Genomic DNA, 16,021 nt, shown 5'->3' with positions numbered 1-16,021 from the left:
TTAAAATTGTTGTCCAAGAATAAAATGCGTTTCCCATCCATTAGGCTCTATACCGCCTAGAATTGGGTCAAATCCATAACCGAAATCAATTCCTAATAATCCAAACGCAGGCATAAATATACGTATTCCTACTCCAGCAGACCTTTTTAAATCAAATGGATTATAATCTCTAAAACCATTAAATGCATTTCCTCCTTCTGCAAAAGTAAGCGCATAAATAGATGCTACTTGCTTTAATGTAATTGGATAACGTAACTCTAACGAAAATTTATTGAAAATGGTATTTCCATCATTAATAGATAATGATTGGTTACCATAACCTCTTAGCTGTATTACTTCACGTCCATCTAAGCTAAATGAACCTAAACCATCACCACCCAAAAAGAATCGCTCAAAAGGTGGAACACCTCTGTCTTGATTATAGGCGCCTAAGAAACCAAATTGAGTACTACTTTTTAATACTAGCTTGTCAATGATATTGGTGTACCAATCACCTTTAAATTTAACTTTATAATATTCTAGCCATTTAAAACGCTCTTGGTCAATTTCTTCTATTCTGTTTTGTGCGGCTCTATAAGTTGAGCTTGTACTAGGTACTTGAGCAAGTTCTGCTCTCTCGTCTCTCAATGCACCGTAATCTACACCGTTAAAGGCAGAATATGGAAAGGTAAGCTTTGCTGTGATTCCAAATTCTGAACCTCTTACCGGATAAATAGGGTTGGTAGCAGTATTATTTCTGCTTAAACCAATTGTGTAGGCTAAGTTGTTTGAAGAGCCATCACCAAATGTAAATAAACCGGTATTATAGTTTTTAAGGTTGTAATGCTGAAAACTAATTGCTTGTGATAATTGGAAATAATCATCTGGCCATTTTAATCTTTGTGCAATACCCACAGATCCTCCTGTGATTAAAAAACGTCTGTTTTTATCAACATCTCTGGTCTGGAAATTATATAAATACTGAATCGTATGAGAGAACGATGTGCTTAGCTGTACCGGTTTTTTACCTCCTAGCCAAGGCTCAGTCAATGAAAGGCTATACGTTTGATAGAAGCTACTTGCTTGAGCCCTCAAAGATAGTTTTTGACCATCACCCATTGGTAGTGGTTTATAAGCATCTTTATTAAAGATGTTTCTGAGAGAGAAATTGTTAAATGATAAACCAAGTGTACCAACAAAGCCACCGCCACCATAACCACCTTGTAGTTCTATCTGGCTTGCTCCTTTTTCTACAACAGAATACTCTATGTCTAACGTACCACTGTTAGGGTCAACATTTTGAAATTTAGGTTCTAGTTGTTCAGCATCAAAATAGCCTAATTGCCCAAGCTCTCTAATGGTACGTACTACATTTCTTTTACTGTAAACTTGACCCGGACGAGTTCTTAACTCTCTATAAATTACGTGGTCATTTGTTTTGGTGTTACCAGTAACGGTAATGTGATCAAAATAGGCTAATTTCCCTTCTTGAATACGAATTTCAAAATCGATAGTGTCGTTACGAACGGCTACTTCAACAGGATTTATTTGAGAAAACAAATACCCGTTGTTTTGGTATAAGTTAGTAAGATCTTCTGCTTCTGGGTTTTCTACATCGGCAATACGTTCTTGTAATAAAACACCGTTGTATGTTTCGCCTTTTGAAATACCCAATACTTGACGTAGTTGACTGTCTGTATAAACACTATTTCCTATAAAACGAATATTTCCGAAGTAATATTTATCACCTTCTTCAACGCTTAATTTCAAAGCTACATTTTTATCATCCTTTGAAATGAGTGTGTCACTTGTAATACGAGCGTCACGATATCCACTTGCTTTGTATTTTTTAATGATAGATGCTTTGTCTTCTTCAAAGCCATCTTGTGTATACTTTGAGCGTTTAAAAATTCGTAAAAAGAATTTTTGTTTTGTGTTTTTCATCGCACGGCGTAGCTTTCCGTCAGAAAATTTTTCATTTCCTTCAAAATCAATATCGGAAACCTTTACACGTTCTCCTTTATCAATTTTTATGGTCATGTCTTTACCTATTTCTTGACCTGTAGAATCAACTTGTGGTGTTTGTGTTATAACTACTTGTGTGTTTAAGTACCCTTCTTCTTTGTATTTGTTTTTGATTTTGTTTTTGGTAGTGGTAAGAAGGTTATTGGTGATTTTGGTGCCCGGATCTAGGTCATTTTCTTTAAGAATGTCTTTCTTCTTTCTTTTTTTAATACCCTCAATAGTAACGTTGTTTAGCTTCGGAAGTTCAACAATGTAAAGCTCTAAATCGGCTTTATCTCCATCAATATTGGTTACATAAAATGCAATGTCGCTAAATAGGTTTTGTTCCCAAAGTTTTTTGGTTACAGCACTTAATTTTTCACCAGGAATGTAGATACGGTCTCCTTTTTTAAGACCTGTAAAAGCAATTACGGTTTGCTCATTAAAACTTTGAGCACCTGTAACTTCAATATTATTAATGGTGTATTTTTTTCCGCTATCAAGATCCCTTTGCTGTGCAGTAAGGGAAAAAACCGAAACTACTGTAAAAAGAAAGATACAATAAAGCTTTTTGTAAGGTTGCAATAATAGGGTGTTATTTAAGTTGTTCACTAGTCTTTCCAAATCTTCTTTCTCTGTTTTGATAATTTAATATTGCTTCAAAAAGATGGTTTTTTCTGTAATCTGGCCAAAGTATATCTGTAAAATACAATTCGGCATAAGCTATTTGCCAAAGCAAAAAGTTACTAATACGTTGCTCACCGCTGGTACGTATTAATAAATCTACATCTGGCAAATTTTGCGTGTAAAGATGATTATTTATAACCGTTTCATCAATATTTTCCGGCGAAATTAGGTTATTTTTAACTTTATGACTAATCTCTTTAATAGTTTTTGTAATTTCTTCTCTAGACCCGTAGCTTAGCGCCAGTGTTAAGGTCATTCTCGAGTTGTTTTTTGTTTTTGCTATTACGTCGTTTAATTCTTTCTGCGCTTTTTTGGGAAGTGCTTCCAGACTGCCAATAGCATTAAGTTTTATGTTGTTGTCTTGAAGTGTTTTTATTTCTTTTTTTAATGAAGAAACCAAAAGCTTCATTAATAGTTCTACCTCTAGTTTGGGGCGATTCCAGTTTTCAGTAGAAAAAGCATATAGTGTTAAGAAAGGTATGTTGAGCTCTGCGCAAGCTTCTACAATTTCTCGTACGGCTTTGGTGCCATTTTCATGTCCCATTCCTCTAAACAATCCTTTTTGTTTTGCCCAACGACCATTACCGTCCATAATAACGGCTAGATGTCTAGGAAGTCTGTTTGTGTCTATTTGCTCTTTTACACTCATTGTGTTAAAAATTACAATAGCAAGGTTTTCTGCCAAAGGTTACAGTTAATGTGATTCCAGTAAAAACATACCAATCATCACTGTTTGTGTTCCCAAATTTTAACATATCAAATTCTTCTTTATCTCTAACGGGATTGCTGCCATCAAGGTCATCTGTAAAAGTATAACGTGCGCCAATCTCAAAGCCTAATACAAATCTATTTGCTAAGCTAGTTTTGTAACCTACAACCATAGGTATTGCAATATCTGATGCGCCACCATACTTTACAATTAAATTGTCTTCAGGCCTTTTGTACAGTGCATCGTACCAAAAATAGGTGAGCCCGGTATATAAATAAGGAGCACCTGCTGGTTTGCCGCTGTACATGCTAAAATCCCAAAAAGTAAACTCCATACCTAATGATATTTCATTTATAGTATTTGAAAAAGATAAACCTCTTTGTTGACGTCTTTCTTGGTTTGAGTTAAGGTCATCTCCTTCAATATTGGCTATCAAAACTGAAGCTCTAAAGGAATGTCTAGGACTTCTGTTCCATTTAAAAATTCCACCAAAAGCCATAGTATTTGGGGCTATATAGTTGGTGCGTCCTACATCACCTATGTAATTTGCACCACCTATCATACCGCCAACCTCATAGGTTTGCGAATGTACTAAAAATGTGCTTGTTACTACTAAAAATACGGTCGCGATGTATTTCATATACCTTAAAAGTTTGCAAATATAATAATAAACTTCGCTTTATAACTATAGAAGCGAATTACTCTGTGAAAGTTAACATGTTTTACTGCTTTTTATTGTCTAGTTACGTTTGTCTTCACCCCATAATAATTTTTTTCGGAGGGTTTTAATAAAGCTATCTTCTGCAAGTTGAACTAGTTTGATTGAAAATGAAGCTTTACTTATGTGAATGGTTGTGTTGTTTTCAAGTGTAGCAATACGGGAGTCTAACGAAACTAAATATGATTTTTCTCTTCCTGAAACTTTTAAAGTTAGTTTGTTGTTGTCTGGAAGAACCAAAGGTCTGGCATTGAGGTTGTGAGGAGCAATAGGCGTAATGACAATATTTTTTGCACTAGGCTCAATTACAGGTCCTCCACAACTCAATGAATAACCGGTAGAGCCGGTAGGAGTAGCAACAATTAATCCGTCAGACCAATAGGAAGTTAAATGTTTGCCATTAACATTGGTCTCTACTTTTATCATAGAGGTAGTGTTTTTACGATTAACAGCTATTTCATTTAAAGCAAAATTTAAAGAGGGTTTTATTTCAGTATTTTCGGGAGTGGTAGATACGGTGAGTAAGCTTCTTTCAGAAATTAAATAATCCCCATCAAGGATTTTTGAAAGGCTTTGGGTGATTTCTTCTTTTTGAATTGTTGCCAAAAAACCTAAACGACCTGTGTTAATACCAACAATAGGAATGTCTAGATCTTTAACAAACGTTATAGATTTTAAAATTGTACCGTCACCGCCTATGCTAAAAAAAAGGTCGTAGCTGCTGTCTAGTTCGGTGAAGGTTTCAAAATTTGAAAAATTTCTAGTGATTTCATTATTCATATTGATAATGTCCAGAAAATTTTCTTCTATAAAAACGCTTACATTTTTATTTTTTAGTGCATCAAGAATGAGCTGAATATAGGTTTCAGAATTTTTATGATAAAATTGACCGTAAATGCCTATTTTCATGGGTTACATATTTAAATATTTGTCTAAATAATCTGAACGTTGTTTTAAATCTTCAAGATACTTGTCTTCTTCGTGTTTGCTAAGTACAGTGTAGTTGTATCTTCTAAAGGTTTGAACTATTGCATTCATTCCGGTATGGCCAATTTTTATAGTAGCTTGCATTTTGTCACCTTCAATTTTTGAAACAAATACACCAAAAATTCGAGTACCATTACTTTCAACAATTTGACAAATTTCACTGAACGAATAGTCATTAAGACCTTTTTCAATAACAATGATGGCACCAGATTCATTTAAAAATGGCGTATTGTTAAATAAGCTCATAATATCACCAAGCTCATAATAACCAAGATAGGTGTTGTCGTTATCAAGAATAGGCATAATGTTGCTGTTGTGAAGTGCAAATGCTTCAAGGATATCAAGCCAGTTTGTGTCTTTCCGAACAAAAAATCCTTCTAGTGCGTATTGATAATCATTAAGTTTTTTATCAGAATCAAAACAGTGTACGTCTGTTTCTGAGACACAACCTATATATATACCATCATTCTTAACCGGAAGATGAGAATAGGTCAAATTATTAAACGCCTTTTGTAAATCTTTTATGGTCGAAGAAATTGCAAAAGGAGAAACATCATTCAGTATGTAATTTAAAGTATCCAAAACAAATTCTTTTTATGCAAATTACTTAAAATATAAATGGAAAAGCCTGTAGAACCTTTGTATTTTTGTTAATCATAAATTAAAAATATGACAAAATTAAGTGTAAATATTAACAAAATAGCGACCCTGCGCAATGCAAGAGGTGGAAATATGCCCAACGTGGTGCAAGTAGCAAAAGATGTGCAAAAATTTGGAGCTCAAGGTATCACAATTCATCCACGGCCAGACCAACGTCACATACGTTATGACGATGTGTATGATTTAAAACCAATTGTAACTACAGAATATAATATTGAAGGTAATCCCATAAAAAAGTTTGTTGATATGGTATTAGAGGTTAAACCTACCCAAGTAACTCTTGTGCCAGATGCCGAAGATGCAATAACCTCAAATGCAGGTTGGGATACTATAAAACACAAAGATTATCTAGCCGAGTTGATTTCTGAATTTAAAAATAACGGAATAAGAACTTCAATCTTTGTAGATCCTAACCTAGATATGATTGAAGGTGCTGCAAACACAGGAACAGATAGAATAGAGTTATACACCGAAGCCTTTGCAGAAGGATTTGTAAAAAATAATAAAGCGGCAATACAACCGTATGTAGATTGTGCTCATTTGGCGCATCAACTTGATTTGGGTATTAACGCAGGTCATGATCTATCTTTAAAAAATATTCGTTATTTTAAAGAAAACGTACCGCATTTACAAGAAGTTTCTATTGGGCATGCTTTAATTTGCGAAGCAATTTATGAAGGTCTTGATGCGGTAATTCAACAATACCTAACAAAACTGAAATAACATGATAGTACATTCACAAATTTTTGGTGAAGGAACCCCTTTTTTAATTCTTCACGGCTTTTTAGGGATGAGTGACAATTGGAAAACGCTTGGTAATCGTTTTGCCGAAAGTGGTTATCAAGTTCATCTTATTGATCAAAGAAATCACGGGCGTAGTTTTCATGACGATGAGCATAACTATAAAGTAATGGCTCAAGACATTAAAGATTATTGTGATGAACACGATTTAAGCGCTGTTATTATATTAGGTCACTCAATGGGGGGGAAAACTGCAATGCAATGTGCTACCATGTACCCTGGTTTGATTTCAAAATTACTTGTAGCAGATATTGCGCCCAAAGAATATCCTCAGCATCATCAAGATATACTAAAAGGACTAGCGTCTTTAGATTTTTCTGAAATAGAAAGCCGTTCAGAAGCAGATAAAAAACTATCTAATTATGTAAAAGAAAAGGGTGTTCGTCAATTTTTATTGAAAAACTTGTATTGGATAGAAAAAGGAAAATTAGCCCTTCGAATGAATCTGCCGGTATTAACAAAACAAATTGATGAAGTAGGAAAGCCACTTGATGCAGAAGCAAAGTTTGAAGGTGATACATTATTTTTAAAAGGTGATCAATCTGGGTATATTCAGCAAATGGATGAGTTGTTAATACATAAACATTTTCCAAATGCGATAATTAAAACCGTAAAAAATGCAGGTCATTGGCTTCACGCAGAAAATCCTGAAGAATTTTATCAAAATGTTATGAATTTTTTATAACATTGTAATATACTTTTATTATGTATGCATAATAAATTATAAAATTTATATAAATTGTGCATTTAAGATAGAAACAATACATTAATTTAACTCCAAACAATTATGAAGAAAATTCTACTACTTGCCGTATTTGCACTTGCTACGGCAGTAACGTATGCTGGCGGATATCGTGTGAGCTTACAAGGTAACAAAGCACTTGCTATGGGACATACGGGCGTTGCTGTTGTTAACAGCGCAGAAAGTGTGTTTTTTAACCCTGCAGGACTAGTATATTTAGAAAACAAAATAAGTGTTTCTGCTGGTGTGAGCGGTGTTTTTTCTAGTGTAGCGTATCAAAATGAAACTTTTGGAACCTACGCTGAAACAGACAGCCCTGTAAGTACACCTTTATATTTGTACGCTTCATATCAAGCTACAGACTGGTTAGCCTTTGGTCTTGGTGTTTATACACCATATGGTAGTACAGTTGAGTATGAAGATGATTGGGCAGGATCTCACTTAGTAAACAATATTGACTTACAAGCTATCTTTATTCAAGGTAGTGTTTCATTAAAAGTTAATGATAAATTTAGTGTAGGTGGTGGTCCTATCTATGTAACAGGATCTGTAAACTTTAACAGAAACCTTTCTAGATCTCTTACAGACCTAGACGGAAACCGTTCTGAAGTAACTATTGATGCTTCTGGGGTTACCAATTGGGGATGGACTGCAGGATTTATGTTTAATCCAACAGATAACTTAAGAATAGGTGCAAATTACCGTTCTGAAATTATACTTGAAGCAGAAAATGGTGACGCAGACTTTCAAAACGTTCCTAATTCACCATTAACACCATTTACAGACACTAATTTTGACGCTTCTTTACCAATGCCTGCTGAATTAACTGTAGGTTTAAGTTATGAGTTTTGTGATAAATGGACCTTCGCTTTTGATTTTAACAGAGCTTATTGGGATGTGTATGAATCATTAAGTATTGACTTTGCAAATCCGCAAGTACCAGATTCAGAAAACTTAAGAAACTACAAAAATGCTTCAACATATAGATTTGGGTTGCAGTATGAAGTAACCGACATGTTTACTTTACGTGCAGGGTATTATTTTGATGAGACTCCGGTAAGAGATGGATATTTTGCTCCTGAAACACCTAGAAATGATAGTAATGGTTACACTGCAGGATTAACTGTAAATGTTGGAGAACACTTTCAGATAGATGCATCATTCCTTTATTTACATTTTAATGAAGTAGATGCGTCATATGACTTTTACTTTGATCAAGGAGTGCAAGCACCATTTAGAGGTACGTATAAATCTAATGCATTTGTACCAGGTCTAGGAGTATCGTATAAACTGTAATTTGAAAAATTGAAAACAATGAAAAAAACTTTATATATATGTTTAGGCTTACTAGCAATTGGCTTTGTAAGTTGTGAACCAGAATTTGAAAACCCAGTAAATGAAGATGGGGTTTATGATAGCGGAAGTACCAACTTTTCAAATTATGTTGCAGTTGGTAACTCCCTAACCGCCGGATTTGCAGACGGTGCTTTGTATATTACAGGGCAGCAAAGTTCATTCCCAAATATTTTGGCAGGACAATTTGAGTTTGCCGGAGGTGGAGACTTTACACAACCATTAATGAATGATAACCTTGGAGGTTTATTGTTAAATGGACAACAAATTACAGATAACCGTTTGGTCCTCTCTGTAGATGCTAATGGCAATAGTGCTCCAGTACGTTTGCAAGGAAGCCCAACAACGGAAGTAACCAATGGACCAACCGGACCTTTCAATAATATGGGTGTACCGGGAGCCAAAAGTTTTCACTTAGTCGCACCAGGGTATGGTAACGTAGGTGGTGTTCCAACCGGGACAGCAAATCCATATTACGCACGTATTGCAACAAGTGCTAATGCTACTATTATTAATGATGCAGCATCTCAAAATCCTACTTTCTTTTCATTATGGATAGGGAACAATGATATTTTATCATATGCTACATCAGGTGGAGTAGGAGTAGATCAAACCGGAAATATTGACCCTTCAACGTATGGTCCAAATGATATTACAGATCCAAATGTATTTGCGTCTGTGTATAGTCAAGAAGTACAAGCTTTGGCTGGAAGTGCTTCAGGAGGTGTATTAATCAACATTCCAGATGTTACGTCAATTCCTTATTTTACTACAGTTCCTACACAGGTTGTGCCGCTTGACGCTGCTACTGCTGCTCAATTAAATGCACAATTCGCTTTATATAATACCCAAGTTTTACCAGGATTAGTGGCTGCAGGTTTTATATCTCAAGAAGAAGCAGATATGAGAGCCGTTAGTTTTTCTGCTGGGCAAAACTTTCCTATTATGACAGATGACGATTTAACAGATATTACTCAAGTATTAATTGGTCAAGGGATTCCAGCTCCTACAGCAGAACTTTTAGGACAATTAAGGCAAGTAAAAGCTAATGATTTAATTGTACTTCCTGCTTCATCGGTGATTGGAACAACACCTAATCCAGATGTTCCAACAAACATTATTGGTGTTTCAATTCCGTTAGGTGATGAGTTTGTGCTAACAACACAAGAACAAGCTCGTGTATCAACTGCGTCTGCATCATATAATGCGACAATTCAAGCTCTTGCAAGTGCTAATGATTTAGCTTTTGTAGATGCACGTGCTGCACTTAAAAGAGTAGCAGAAGAAGGAGTAGTTTATAATGGAGGGGTATTAACTTCGGCATTTGCAACAGGAGGAGCATTTTCTTTAGATGGTGTGCACCCTACACCACGAGGTTATGCATATACAACAAATGTTATTATCAGTGCTATTAATGCTAAGTACAATGCAACTCTTCCTAAAGTTGAAATTGGTAACTATGCAACTATAACATTGGCAAACAACGCTCCGGCTCAATAATTTCAAATAAATACATCAATTAAAAACCGTTTCAGTTTTTTCTGAAACGGTTTTTTTATCTTTATAAAAACAAAAGGATGAATACATTATTAAAAATATTACTCACAGCAATCGCAGTGGTAATTCTCGCTAAAATACTTCCAGGTGTAGCTGTTGAAGGGTATGTATCGGCTATTATTGTGGCAATTGTTATTGCGTTACTTCGTTTTATTGTAAAGCCAATACTTATTATATTAACACTTCCTGTTACCATTATCACATTAGGACTTTTTTTACTAATTATTAATGGTATTATTATTTTAATGGCAGATTGGTTTGTTAGCGGTTTTGCTGTTTCAAATATTTGGTGGGCCCTGTTGTTTAGTCTTTTACTTTCCTTTTTACAATCTATTTTATTTTCAGTTTTAAAGACTGAAAAATAACTAATTGAAATACAGGCTATACTATTTGTTGTCTTGCGTAATTTGTGTTATTTTTGCAACCCGAAATTTTAAGGAAAAGAAAAAGACAAAAAACAACCTCTTGAGGTAAATTTTTCAGAAAAATGAATATTACAAAAAAAGACATTGATAGCTTAAATGCTGTACTTACAGTAGAAATTTCAAAAGATGATTACTCAGATAAGGTAGAATCTATTCTGAAGAACTATCGTAAAAACGCAAACATTCCCGGTTTTAGAAAAGGGCACGTGCCTATGGGAATGGTTAAAAAACAATACGGAACAGCAGTTTTGGTTGAAGAAGTAAACAAATTACTTCAAGATAATTTACACAAGTATTTAACCGAAGAAAAACTAGATGTGCTTGGTAATCCAATTCCTAAAAATGAAAAGGATGTAGATTGGAACGCCGAAAACTTCACTTTTGAATTTGATTTAGGTCTAGCACCAGAATTTGACGTTGATGTAAAAGGAAAAAAAGCTGTTACACGCTATAAGATTGTTGCAGATGATAAAATGATTGATAATCAAGTAGAGTCAATACGCAAACAATACGGTAAATTAATTGCAAAAGATAAAGTAGAAGACGGTGATGAAATTACAGGAACTTTCACCTCTGATGAAAATGACATTGACAAACCAACAACCTTTAGTACAGAAATTATAAAAGGTAAAAAACAATTAAAAGCATTAAAAGATGCTAAAATTGGAGATGTAATTACCTTAAAAACAAAAGGGCTTTTTAACGATGATCATGACAACCAAAAACACTTAGGTGTATCTCACGATGACGCTCACGGCTTAGATATCAAAGTAGATTTTAAAGTAGAAGAAATCAATACCAGAGAAATGGCCGAAATGAACCAAGAGTTTTTTGATAAACTATTTGGAGAAGGAGAAGTAACATCTGAAGAAGAACTTCGTGCCAAAATTAAGGAAGATGCTGAGAAGCAATTTGAACAACAAAGTGATCAAAAGCTATTGAATGATGTAGTTGAAGACTTAATTGAAAATACAAAATTTGATCTTCCAACAGAATTTTTACAAAAGTGGATTCAAGTATCTGGTGAAAAACCAATGACTGAAGAAGAAGCAAAAGCTGAATATGAGCGCAGTGAAAAAGGACTTCGTTATCAATTAATTGAAGGTAAAATACGCAATGAAAACGATTTACAAGTTTCATTTGATGAGTTGAAAGATTACAGCAAGCAGATGATCAAAGCACAGATGGCTCAATTTGGCAACACAAACCCAAGTGACGAAGAGCTAGACGGAATTGCAGCACGTATTTTAAGCAATGAAGAAGAAGTAAAAAGAATGACAGAGCAGTTAAATACCAATAAAATGCTTGAGTTCTTTAAAGAAAATGCAAAACTGAAAGAAAAAGAAGTTTCTTATGATGATTTCATAAAAGAAGCGTACTCATAATTCAGTAAAAAAAAGGTATCTTTAGGCGTTGAATATATAGCTTCAACGCCTAATTTGTTTAAAGAAAAGAGATAAAAAAATTTATGGACTACGGAAAAGAATTTAAAAAGTTTGCTATCAAAGATCAAGGAGTAAGCAGTTTGTATTACGATAAAATAGTAAGTAGTATGAACCCGGTAGGTCTTACCCCAAATATTATAGAAGAACGCCAGATGAATGCTGTTGCAATGGATGTTTTTTCACGTTTAATGATGGATCGTATCATTTTCTTAGGTACAGGAATAAGTGATCAAGTAGCAAACATTGTTCAAGCACAATTATTGTTTTTAGAAAGTACAGATGCTTCAAAAGATATTCAAATATATATTAATTCGCCCGGCGGTAGTGTTTATGCTGGTTTAGGTATATATGATACCATGCAATTCATAAAACCAGACGTAGCAACTATATGTACAGGTATGGCAGCTTCTATGGCAGCAGTATTGTTATGTGCAGGAGAAAAAGGAAAACGCAGTGGTTTAACACACTCACGTGTCATGATTCACCAACCATTAGGAGGTGCTCAAGGACAAGCAAGTGATATTGAAATTACAGCTCGTGAAATAATTACTTTAAAAGAAGAATTGTACAAAATCATCGCAAAACATAGTGGTCAAAAATATGAGAAAGTATATGAAGATAGCGACCGCGATTACTGGATGAAAGCAGATAAAGCTTTGGATTACGGTATGATTGATGAAATTTTAAACCGTAATTAAAAAAACTTTAAGTTTTAATTTTTGAAAAACATCAAATAATATGTCGAAAGAAGAAGGATTAGAATGTTCCTTTTGTGGAAGAAAAAAAGCAGAGACCAGCTTATTAATTGCCGGTCTTGATGCTCATATTTGTGATCGTTGTATAGAACAAGCTCATGGCATTGTTGTAGAAGAAGCATTGCATTCTACAAAAAGTGAAATATCAAAAGATGTTATGTTAAAGAAGCCAACCACTATAAAGGCTTTTTTAGATGATTATGTAATAGGACAAGAAAATACAAAAAAAGTAATGTCTGTTGCTGTTTATAATCATTATAAACGATTGCTTCAGCCAAAAAGCGACGATGATATTGAAATACAAAAAAGTAACATCATCATTGTAGGAGAAACAGGAACAGGAAAAACATTAGTTGCCAAAACAGTAGCTAGAATGTTAAATGTACCATTGGCTATAGTTGACGCAACTGTTTTAACCGAAGCAGGCTATGTAGGTGAAGATGTAGAAAGCATTTTAACCCGTTTGCTTCAAGCAGCAGATTACAACGTTGAAAAAGCTCAAAACGGAATCGTTTTTATTGATGAAATTGATAAAATAGCCCGTAAAAGCGACAACCCGTCCATTACACGAGATGTAAGTGGAGAAGGTGTGCAGCAAGCGCTGTTAAAGCTTCTAGAAGGAACAACAGTAAATGTTCCTCCTAAAGGTGGCCGTAAGCATCCCGATCAAAAATTTATAGAAGTAGATACCGAAAATATCCTCTTCATTGCAGGAGGAGCTTTTGATGGTATTGAAAAGAAAATTTCAAAACGATTAAACTTGCAAGCTGTAGGCTTTAGTGCTTCAAAAAAGGAAGATACACTAGAGCGCGATAATATGCTTAAATATATTATTCCGAAGGATTTAAAAGATTTCGGTTTAATACCTGAAATTATTGGTCGTTTGCCGGTATTAACATATATGAACCCTCTAGATAAAGGTGCTTTAAAAGATATCTTGACAGTACCCAAAAATGCTATTATCAAACAGTATATTAAACTGTTTGAAATGGATGAAATAGAATTGGTAGTTACTGAAGAAGCACTCGATTTTATCGTAGAACAAGCTGTAGAGTATAAACTAGGAGCAAGAGGGCTACGTTCATTGTGTGAGGCTGTATTAACAGACGCTATGTTTGAGTTACCAGGAACCGAAAACAAAACCTTACACGTAACCAAAGAATATGCTGAAGAAAAATTGAATAAATCAACTATTAAAAAGTTAAAAGCAGTTTCATAAAAAAAATCACATATTCTAAAAAATCAAAAAAGCCTCGAAGAAATTAATCTTCGGGGCTTTTTATCTAACTTAAACTAATCTAATGTATAATATTATGGTGTTGCAATAACAGTCTTGTTCTTCTTATGAAGAATTTTCTGTTGCATCTGTTCTTTCTTGTTTTTAAGTGTATAACCGGCAATATCTTGATCCTTTACCGAAGTTGCAGTTGCACAAGATGCAGTTGAAAGAATTAAAAGAATTCCAAATACGATAAATACTACTTTTTTCATAACGCTTATTAAGCTATTAATTTGACACAAACGTACTGTGTAAGAAAAATAGTACCAAAAAATTTAGTTGAACGGATATAGAAATTCGTTTAAAAACACGCTGTTTTTTCATTTTCGATTAAGTGAAAAAATCATCGTTGAGAGTCCTGTTTTTAAAGGGTTATTTATTAAGTAAAAGAAGCTCTTCTAGATACGTTCTAGTATTTGACAAACGCGGTACTTTATGTTGACCGCCAAGTTTATTTTTGTTTTTTAACCAATCATAAAACAATTGTTCTCGTGCAGCATGAATTGTGGGAGCTCTCAGCGTAGTATTATTATTTCGTTTAGCTTCATAATCGCTATTAACTTCTTGAAGTGCTTTATCGAGCAATTGACAGAAAAAGTCAAAGTCATCTGGTGGAGTTTTAAACTCGATAATCCACTCGTGTGCTCCTTTTTTATTTCCGTCCATAAAAATAGGTGCAGCTGTATAATCTACAATTTCGGTTTGGGTTAATTGAGTAGCTTTTCTAAGGGCAGCTTCTGCATTTTCTATGATTAATTCTTCGCCAAAGGCATTGATAAAATGCTTGGTGCGCCCTGTTACCTTAATTCTATAGGGATTGATTGAGGTAAAACGTATGGTGTCGCCTATTTTGTATCTCCACAAGCCAGCATTGGTAGTAATAACTATTGCATAATTTTTGCCTTTTTCTACCTCACTTAACGGGATTACCTTTTCTTCTGAAGTACCATAAGTGTCCATCGGGATAAATTCATAAAAAATTCCGTAGTCAAGCATTAACAGTAATTCATTGCTATTGTTGCGATCTTGAATAGCAAAAAATCCTTCCGAAGCATTATAAATTTCATAATACCGAAATGTATCGCGAGGCAATAGTTTTTTATATTGCTCTACATAAGGCTCAAAGCTCACACCACCATGAAAATAAACTTCTAAGTTGGGCCAAATTTCAAATAAATTATCTTTACCGCTTTTTTCAATAACATTATTCAGTAAAACAAGCATCCAAGAAGGAACTCCGGCAAGGCTAGTTACTTTCTCTTTTATGGTTTGATTGACAATTGCATCCATTTTGGTTTCCCAATCACCCATTAATGAAACTTCATTGCTTGGTGTGCTGCTAAACTCTGCCCAAAAAGGCATATTGTCTATTAAAATAGCAGATAAGTCACCATACACGGTACCATTATCCTTATAGAGTTCTTTACTGCCGCCTAGTCTTAATCCTTTACCAACAAATAGCTGCGAGTCTGGATTGTTGTTGAGGTACATACATAACAAATCTTTACTGGCGGCGTAGTGGCAGTGTTCTAGCGATTCTTCACTTACAGGGATAAATTTACTTTTGGCATTGGTGGTACCGCTACTTTTTGCAAACCACTTTATAGGTTTGGGCCAAAAGATGTTGGTTTCACCTTGTCTGGCACGTTCAATACGAGCTTCATTATCTTCATACGTGGTGATGGGAATTCGCTCTGCAAAATCTTTATAGGTTTTTATAGATGCGAAGTCATATTCTTTTCCTATTTCGGTATGTTTTGCTTTTTCTAGCAAAACGTGCATTAGTTCTTCCTGAACTTCTATAGGATATTTCAGAAACAATTCAATTTGATGAAATCGTTTCTTTAAAAACCACGAAGCGATGGAGTTTACTATGGGGATTGGCATATTTTAACCTATCTTTAAAGCATAAAAATAAGA

Annotated in this window: 15 protein-coding genes; 8 read left to right on the top strand and 7 right to left on the bottom strand. The window is 34.4% G+C overall.

Annotation, left to right across the window (positions count from 1 at the left end; genetic code table 11):
* The 5 genes from bamA to INR76_RS02425 form a co-directional block, all read right to left on the bottom strand.
* Positions 1–2,607 carry an outer membrane protein assembly factor BamA gene (gene bamA / locus INR76_RS02445; protein WP_255592754.1) on the bottom strand — a complete coding sequence of 869 codons (2,607 nt, stop codon included), beginning with the start codon at positions 2,605–2,607 and terminating at the stop codon, positions 1–3.
* The gene (locus tag INR76_RS02440; RefSeq protein ID WP_223109943.1) at positions 2,579–3,319 is read right to left on the bottom strand and encodes an isoprenyl transferase; all 741 of its coding nucleotides are present in this window, start codon (positions 3,317–3,319) and stop codon (positions 2,579–2,581) included. The genes bamA and INR76_RS02440 overlap by 29 nt, the downstream gene beginning before the upstream one ends.
* A 4-nt stretch (positions 3,320–3,323) precedes the next feature.
* Entirely contained in the window at positions 3,324–4,019 is a 696-nt protein-coding gene (locus INR76_RS02435; RefSeq protein WP_223109081.1) for a DUF6089 family protein, read from the bottom strand.
* Between the two features lie 99 nt (positions 4,020–4,118).
* Positions 4,119–5,006: an NAD kinase gene (locus tag INR76_RS02430; RefSeq protein ID WP_223109080.1), complete on the bottom strand. Its 888-nt coding sequence runs from the start codon at positions 5,004–5,006 to the stop codon at positions 4,119–4,121.
* A 3-nt stretch (positions 5,007–5,009) separates the two neighbouring features.
* On the bottom strand, positions 5,010–5,666 hold the full coding sequence (locus INR76_RS02425; RefSeq protein WP_223109079.1) for an acetoin utilization protein acuB: 657 nt from the start codon (positions 5,664–5,666) through the stop codon (positions 5,010–5,012).
* An 87-nt stretch (positions 5,667–5,753) separates the two neighbouring features.
* On the opposite strand from INR76_RS02425, the gene INR76_RS02420 reads away from it, so the two are divergent.
* The 8 genes from INR76_RS02420 to clpX all read left to right on the top strand — a co-directional run bounded on the left by INR76_RS02420 (position 5,754) and on the right by clpX (position 14,041).
* Positions 5,754–6,467 (top strand): pyridoxine 5'-phosphate synthase, encoded by a 714-nt coding sequence (locus INR76_RS02420; RefSeq protein ID WP_223109078.1) that lies wholly within the window; start codon positions 5,754–5,756, stop codon positions 6,465–6,467.
* Position 6,468: 1 nt separating this feature from the next.
* Entirely contained in the window at positions 6,469–7,230 is a 762-nt protein-coding gene (locus INR76_RS02415; RefSeq protein WP_223109077.1) for an alpha/beta fold hydrolase, read from the top strand.
* 102 nt (positions 7,231–7,332) lie between these two features.
* A complete protein-coding gene (locus INR76_RS02410; RefSeq protein WP_223109076.1) occupies positions 7,333–8,583 on the top strand; it encodes an OmpP1/FadL family transporter in 1,251 nt (416 codons plus the stop codon).
* An 18-nt stretch (positions 8,584–8,601) separates the two neighbouring features.
* Positions 8,602–10,140: a G-D-S-L family lipolytic protein gene (locus tag INR76_RS02405; RefSeq protein ID WP_223109075.1), complete on the top strand. Its 1,539-nt coding sequence runs from the start codon at positions 8,602–8,604 to the stop codon at positions 10,138–10,140.
* A gap of 77 nt (positions 10,141–10,217) precedes the next feature.
* A complete protein-coding gene (locus tag INR76_RS02400; RefSeq protein WP_223109074.1) occupies positions 10,218–10,562 on the top strand; it encodes a phage holin family protein in 345 nt (114 codons plus the stop codon).
* 122 nt (positions 10,563–10,684) lie between these two features.
* A complete protein-coding gene (gene tig / locus INR76_RS02395) occupies positions 10,685–12,007 on the top strand; it encodes a trigger factor (protein ID WP_223109073.1) in 1,323 nt (440 codons plus the stop codon).
* An 83-nt stretch (positions 12,008–12,090) separates the two neighbouring features.
* Positions 12,091–12,765, top strand: coding sequence for an ATP-dependent Clp endopeptidase proteolytic subunit ClpP (clpP, locus tag INR76_RS02390; protein ID WP_223109072.1), 675 nt, complete (start codon positions 12,091–12,093; stop codon positions 12,763–12,765).
* Between the two features lie 40 nt (positions 12,766–12,805).
* Entirely contained in the window at positions 12,806–14,041 is a 1,236-nt protein-coding gene (gene clpX, locus INR76_RS02385) for an ATP-dependent Clp protease ATP-binding subunit ClpX (RefSeq protein WP_223109071.1), read from the top strand.
* A gap of 92 nt (positions 14,042–14,133) precedes the next feature.
* Here the strand turns inward: clpX and INR76_RS02380 are convergent, their stop codons facing one another.
* Both INR76_RS02380 and INR76_RS02375 read right to left on the bottom strand, forming a co-directional pair.
* Positions 14,134–14,313: a hypothetical protein gene (locus tag INR76_RS02380; protein WP_223109070.1), complete on the bottom strand. Its 180-nt coding sequence runs from the start codon at positions 14,311–14,313 to the stop codon at positions 14,134–14,136.
* 160 nt (positions 14,314–14,473) lie between these two features.
* A complete protein-coding gene (locus INR76_RS02375) occupies positions 14,474–15,988 on the bottom strand; it encodes a GH3 auxin-responsive promoter family protein (RefSeq protein ID WP_223109069.1) in 1,515 nt (504 codons plus the stop codon).
* Positions 15,989–16,021 lie beyond the last annotated feature (33 nt).

The sequence above is a fragment of the Marixanthomonas sp. SCSIO 43207 genome (assembly GCF_019904255.1).
Classification (GTDB): Bacteria; Bacteroidota; Bacteroidia; order Flavobacteriales; family Flavobacteriaceae; genus Marixanthomonas.
This window is presented reverse-complemented; position numbering and strand designations above follow the sequence as displayed.

Excerpts from the sequence above, each read along its gene's own strand:
- INR76_RS02440 (WP_223109943.1), bottom strand. The coding sequence starts at position 3,319 with ATGAGTGTAAAAGAGCAAATAGACACAAACAGACTTCCTAGACATCTA.
- INR76_RS02435 (WP_223109081.1), bottom strand. The coding sequence starts at position 4,019 with ATGAAATACATCGCGACCGTATTTTTAGTAGTAACAAGCACATTTTTA.
- INR76_RS02430 (WP_223109080.1), bottom strand. The coding sequence starts at position 5,006 with ATGAAAATAGGCATTTACGGTCAATTTTATCATAAAAATTCTGAAACC.
- INR76_RS02420 (WP_223109078.1), top strand. The coding sequence starts at position 5,754 with ATGACAAAATTAAGTGTAAATATTAACAAAATAGCGACCCTGCGCAAT.
- INR76_RS02415 (WP_223109077.1), top strand. The coding sequence starts at position 6,469 with ATGATAGTACATTCACAAATTTTTGGTGAAGGAACCCCTTTTTTAATT.
- INR76_RS02410 (WP_223109076.1), top strand. The coding sequence starts at position 7,333 with ATGAAGAAAATTCTACTACTTGCCGTATTTGCACTTGCTACGGCAGTA.
- INR76_RS02405 (WP_223109075.1), top strand. The coding sequence starts at position 8,602 with ATGAAAAAAACTTTATATATATGTTTAGGCTTACTAGCAATTGGCTTT.
- INR76_RS02400 (WP_223109074.1), top strand. The coding sequence starts at position 10,218 with ATGAATACATTATTAAAAATATTACTCACAGCAATCGCAGTGGTAATT.
- tig (WP_223109073.1), top strand. The coding sequence starts at position 10,685 with ATGAATATTACAAAAAAAGACATTGATAGCTTAAATGCTGTACTTACA.
- clpP (WP_223109072.1), top strand. The coding sequence starts at position 12,091 with ATGGACTACGGAAAAGAATTTAAAAAGTTTGCTATCAAAGATCAAGGA.
- clpX (WP_223109071.1), top strand. The coding sequence starts at position 12,806 with ATGTCGAAAGAAGAAGGATTAGAATGTTCCTTTTGTGGAAGAAAAAAA.
- INR76_RS02380 (WP_223109070.1), bottom strand. The coding sequence starts at position 14,313 with ATGAAAAAAGTAGTATTTATCGTATTTGGAATTCTTTTAATTCTTTCA.
- INR76_RS02375 (WP_223109069.1), bottom strand. The coding sequence starts at position 15,988 with ATGCCAATCCCCATAGTAAACTCCATCGCTTCGTGGTTTTTAAAGAAA.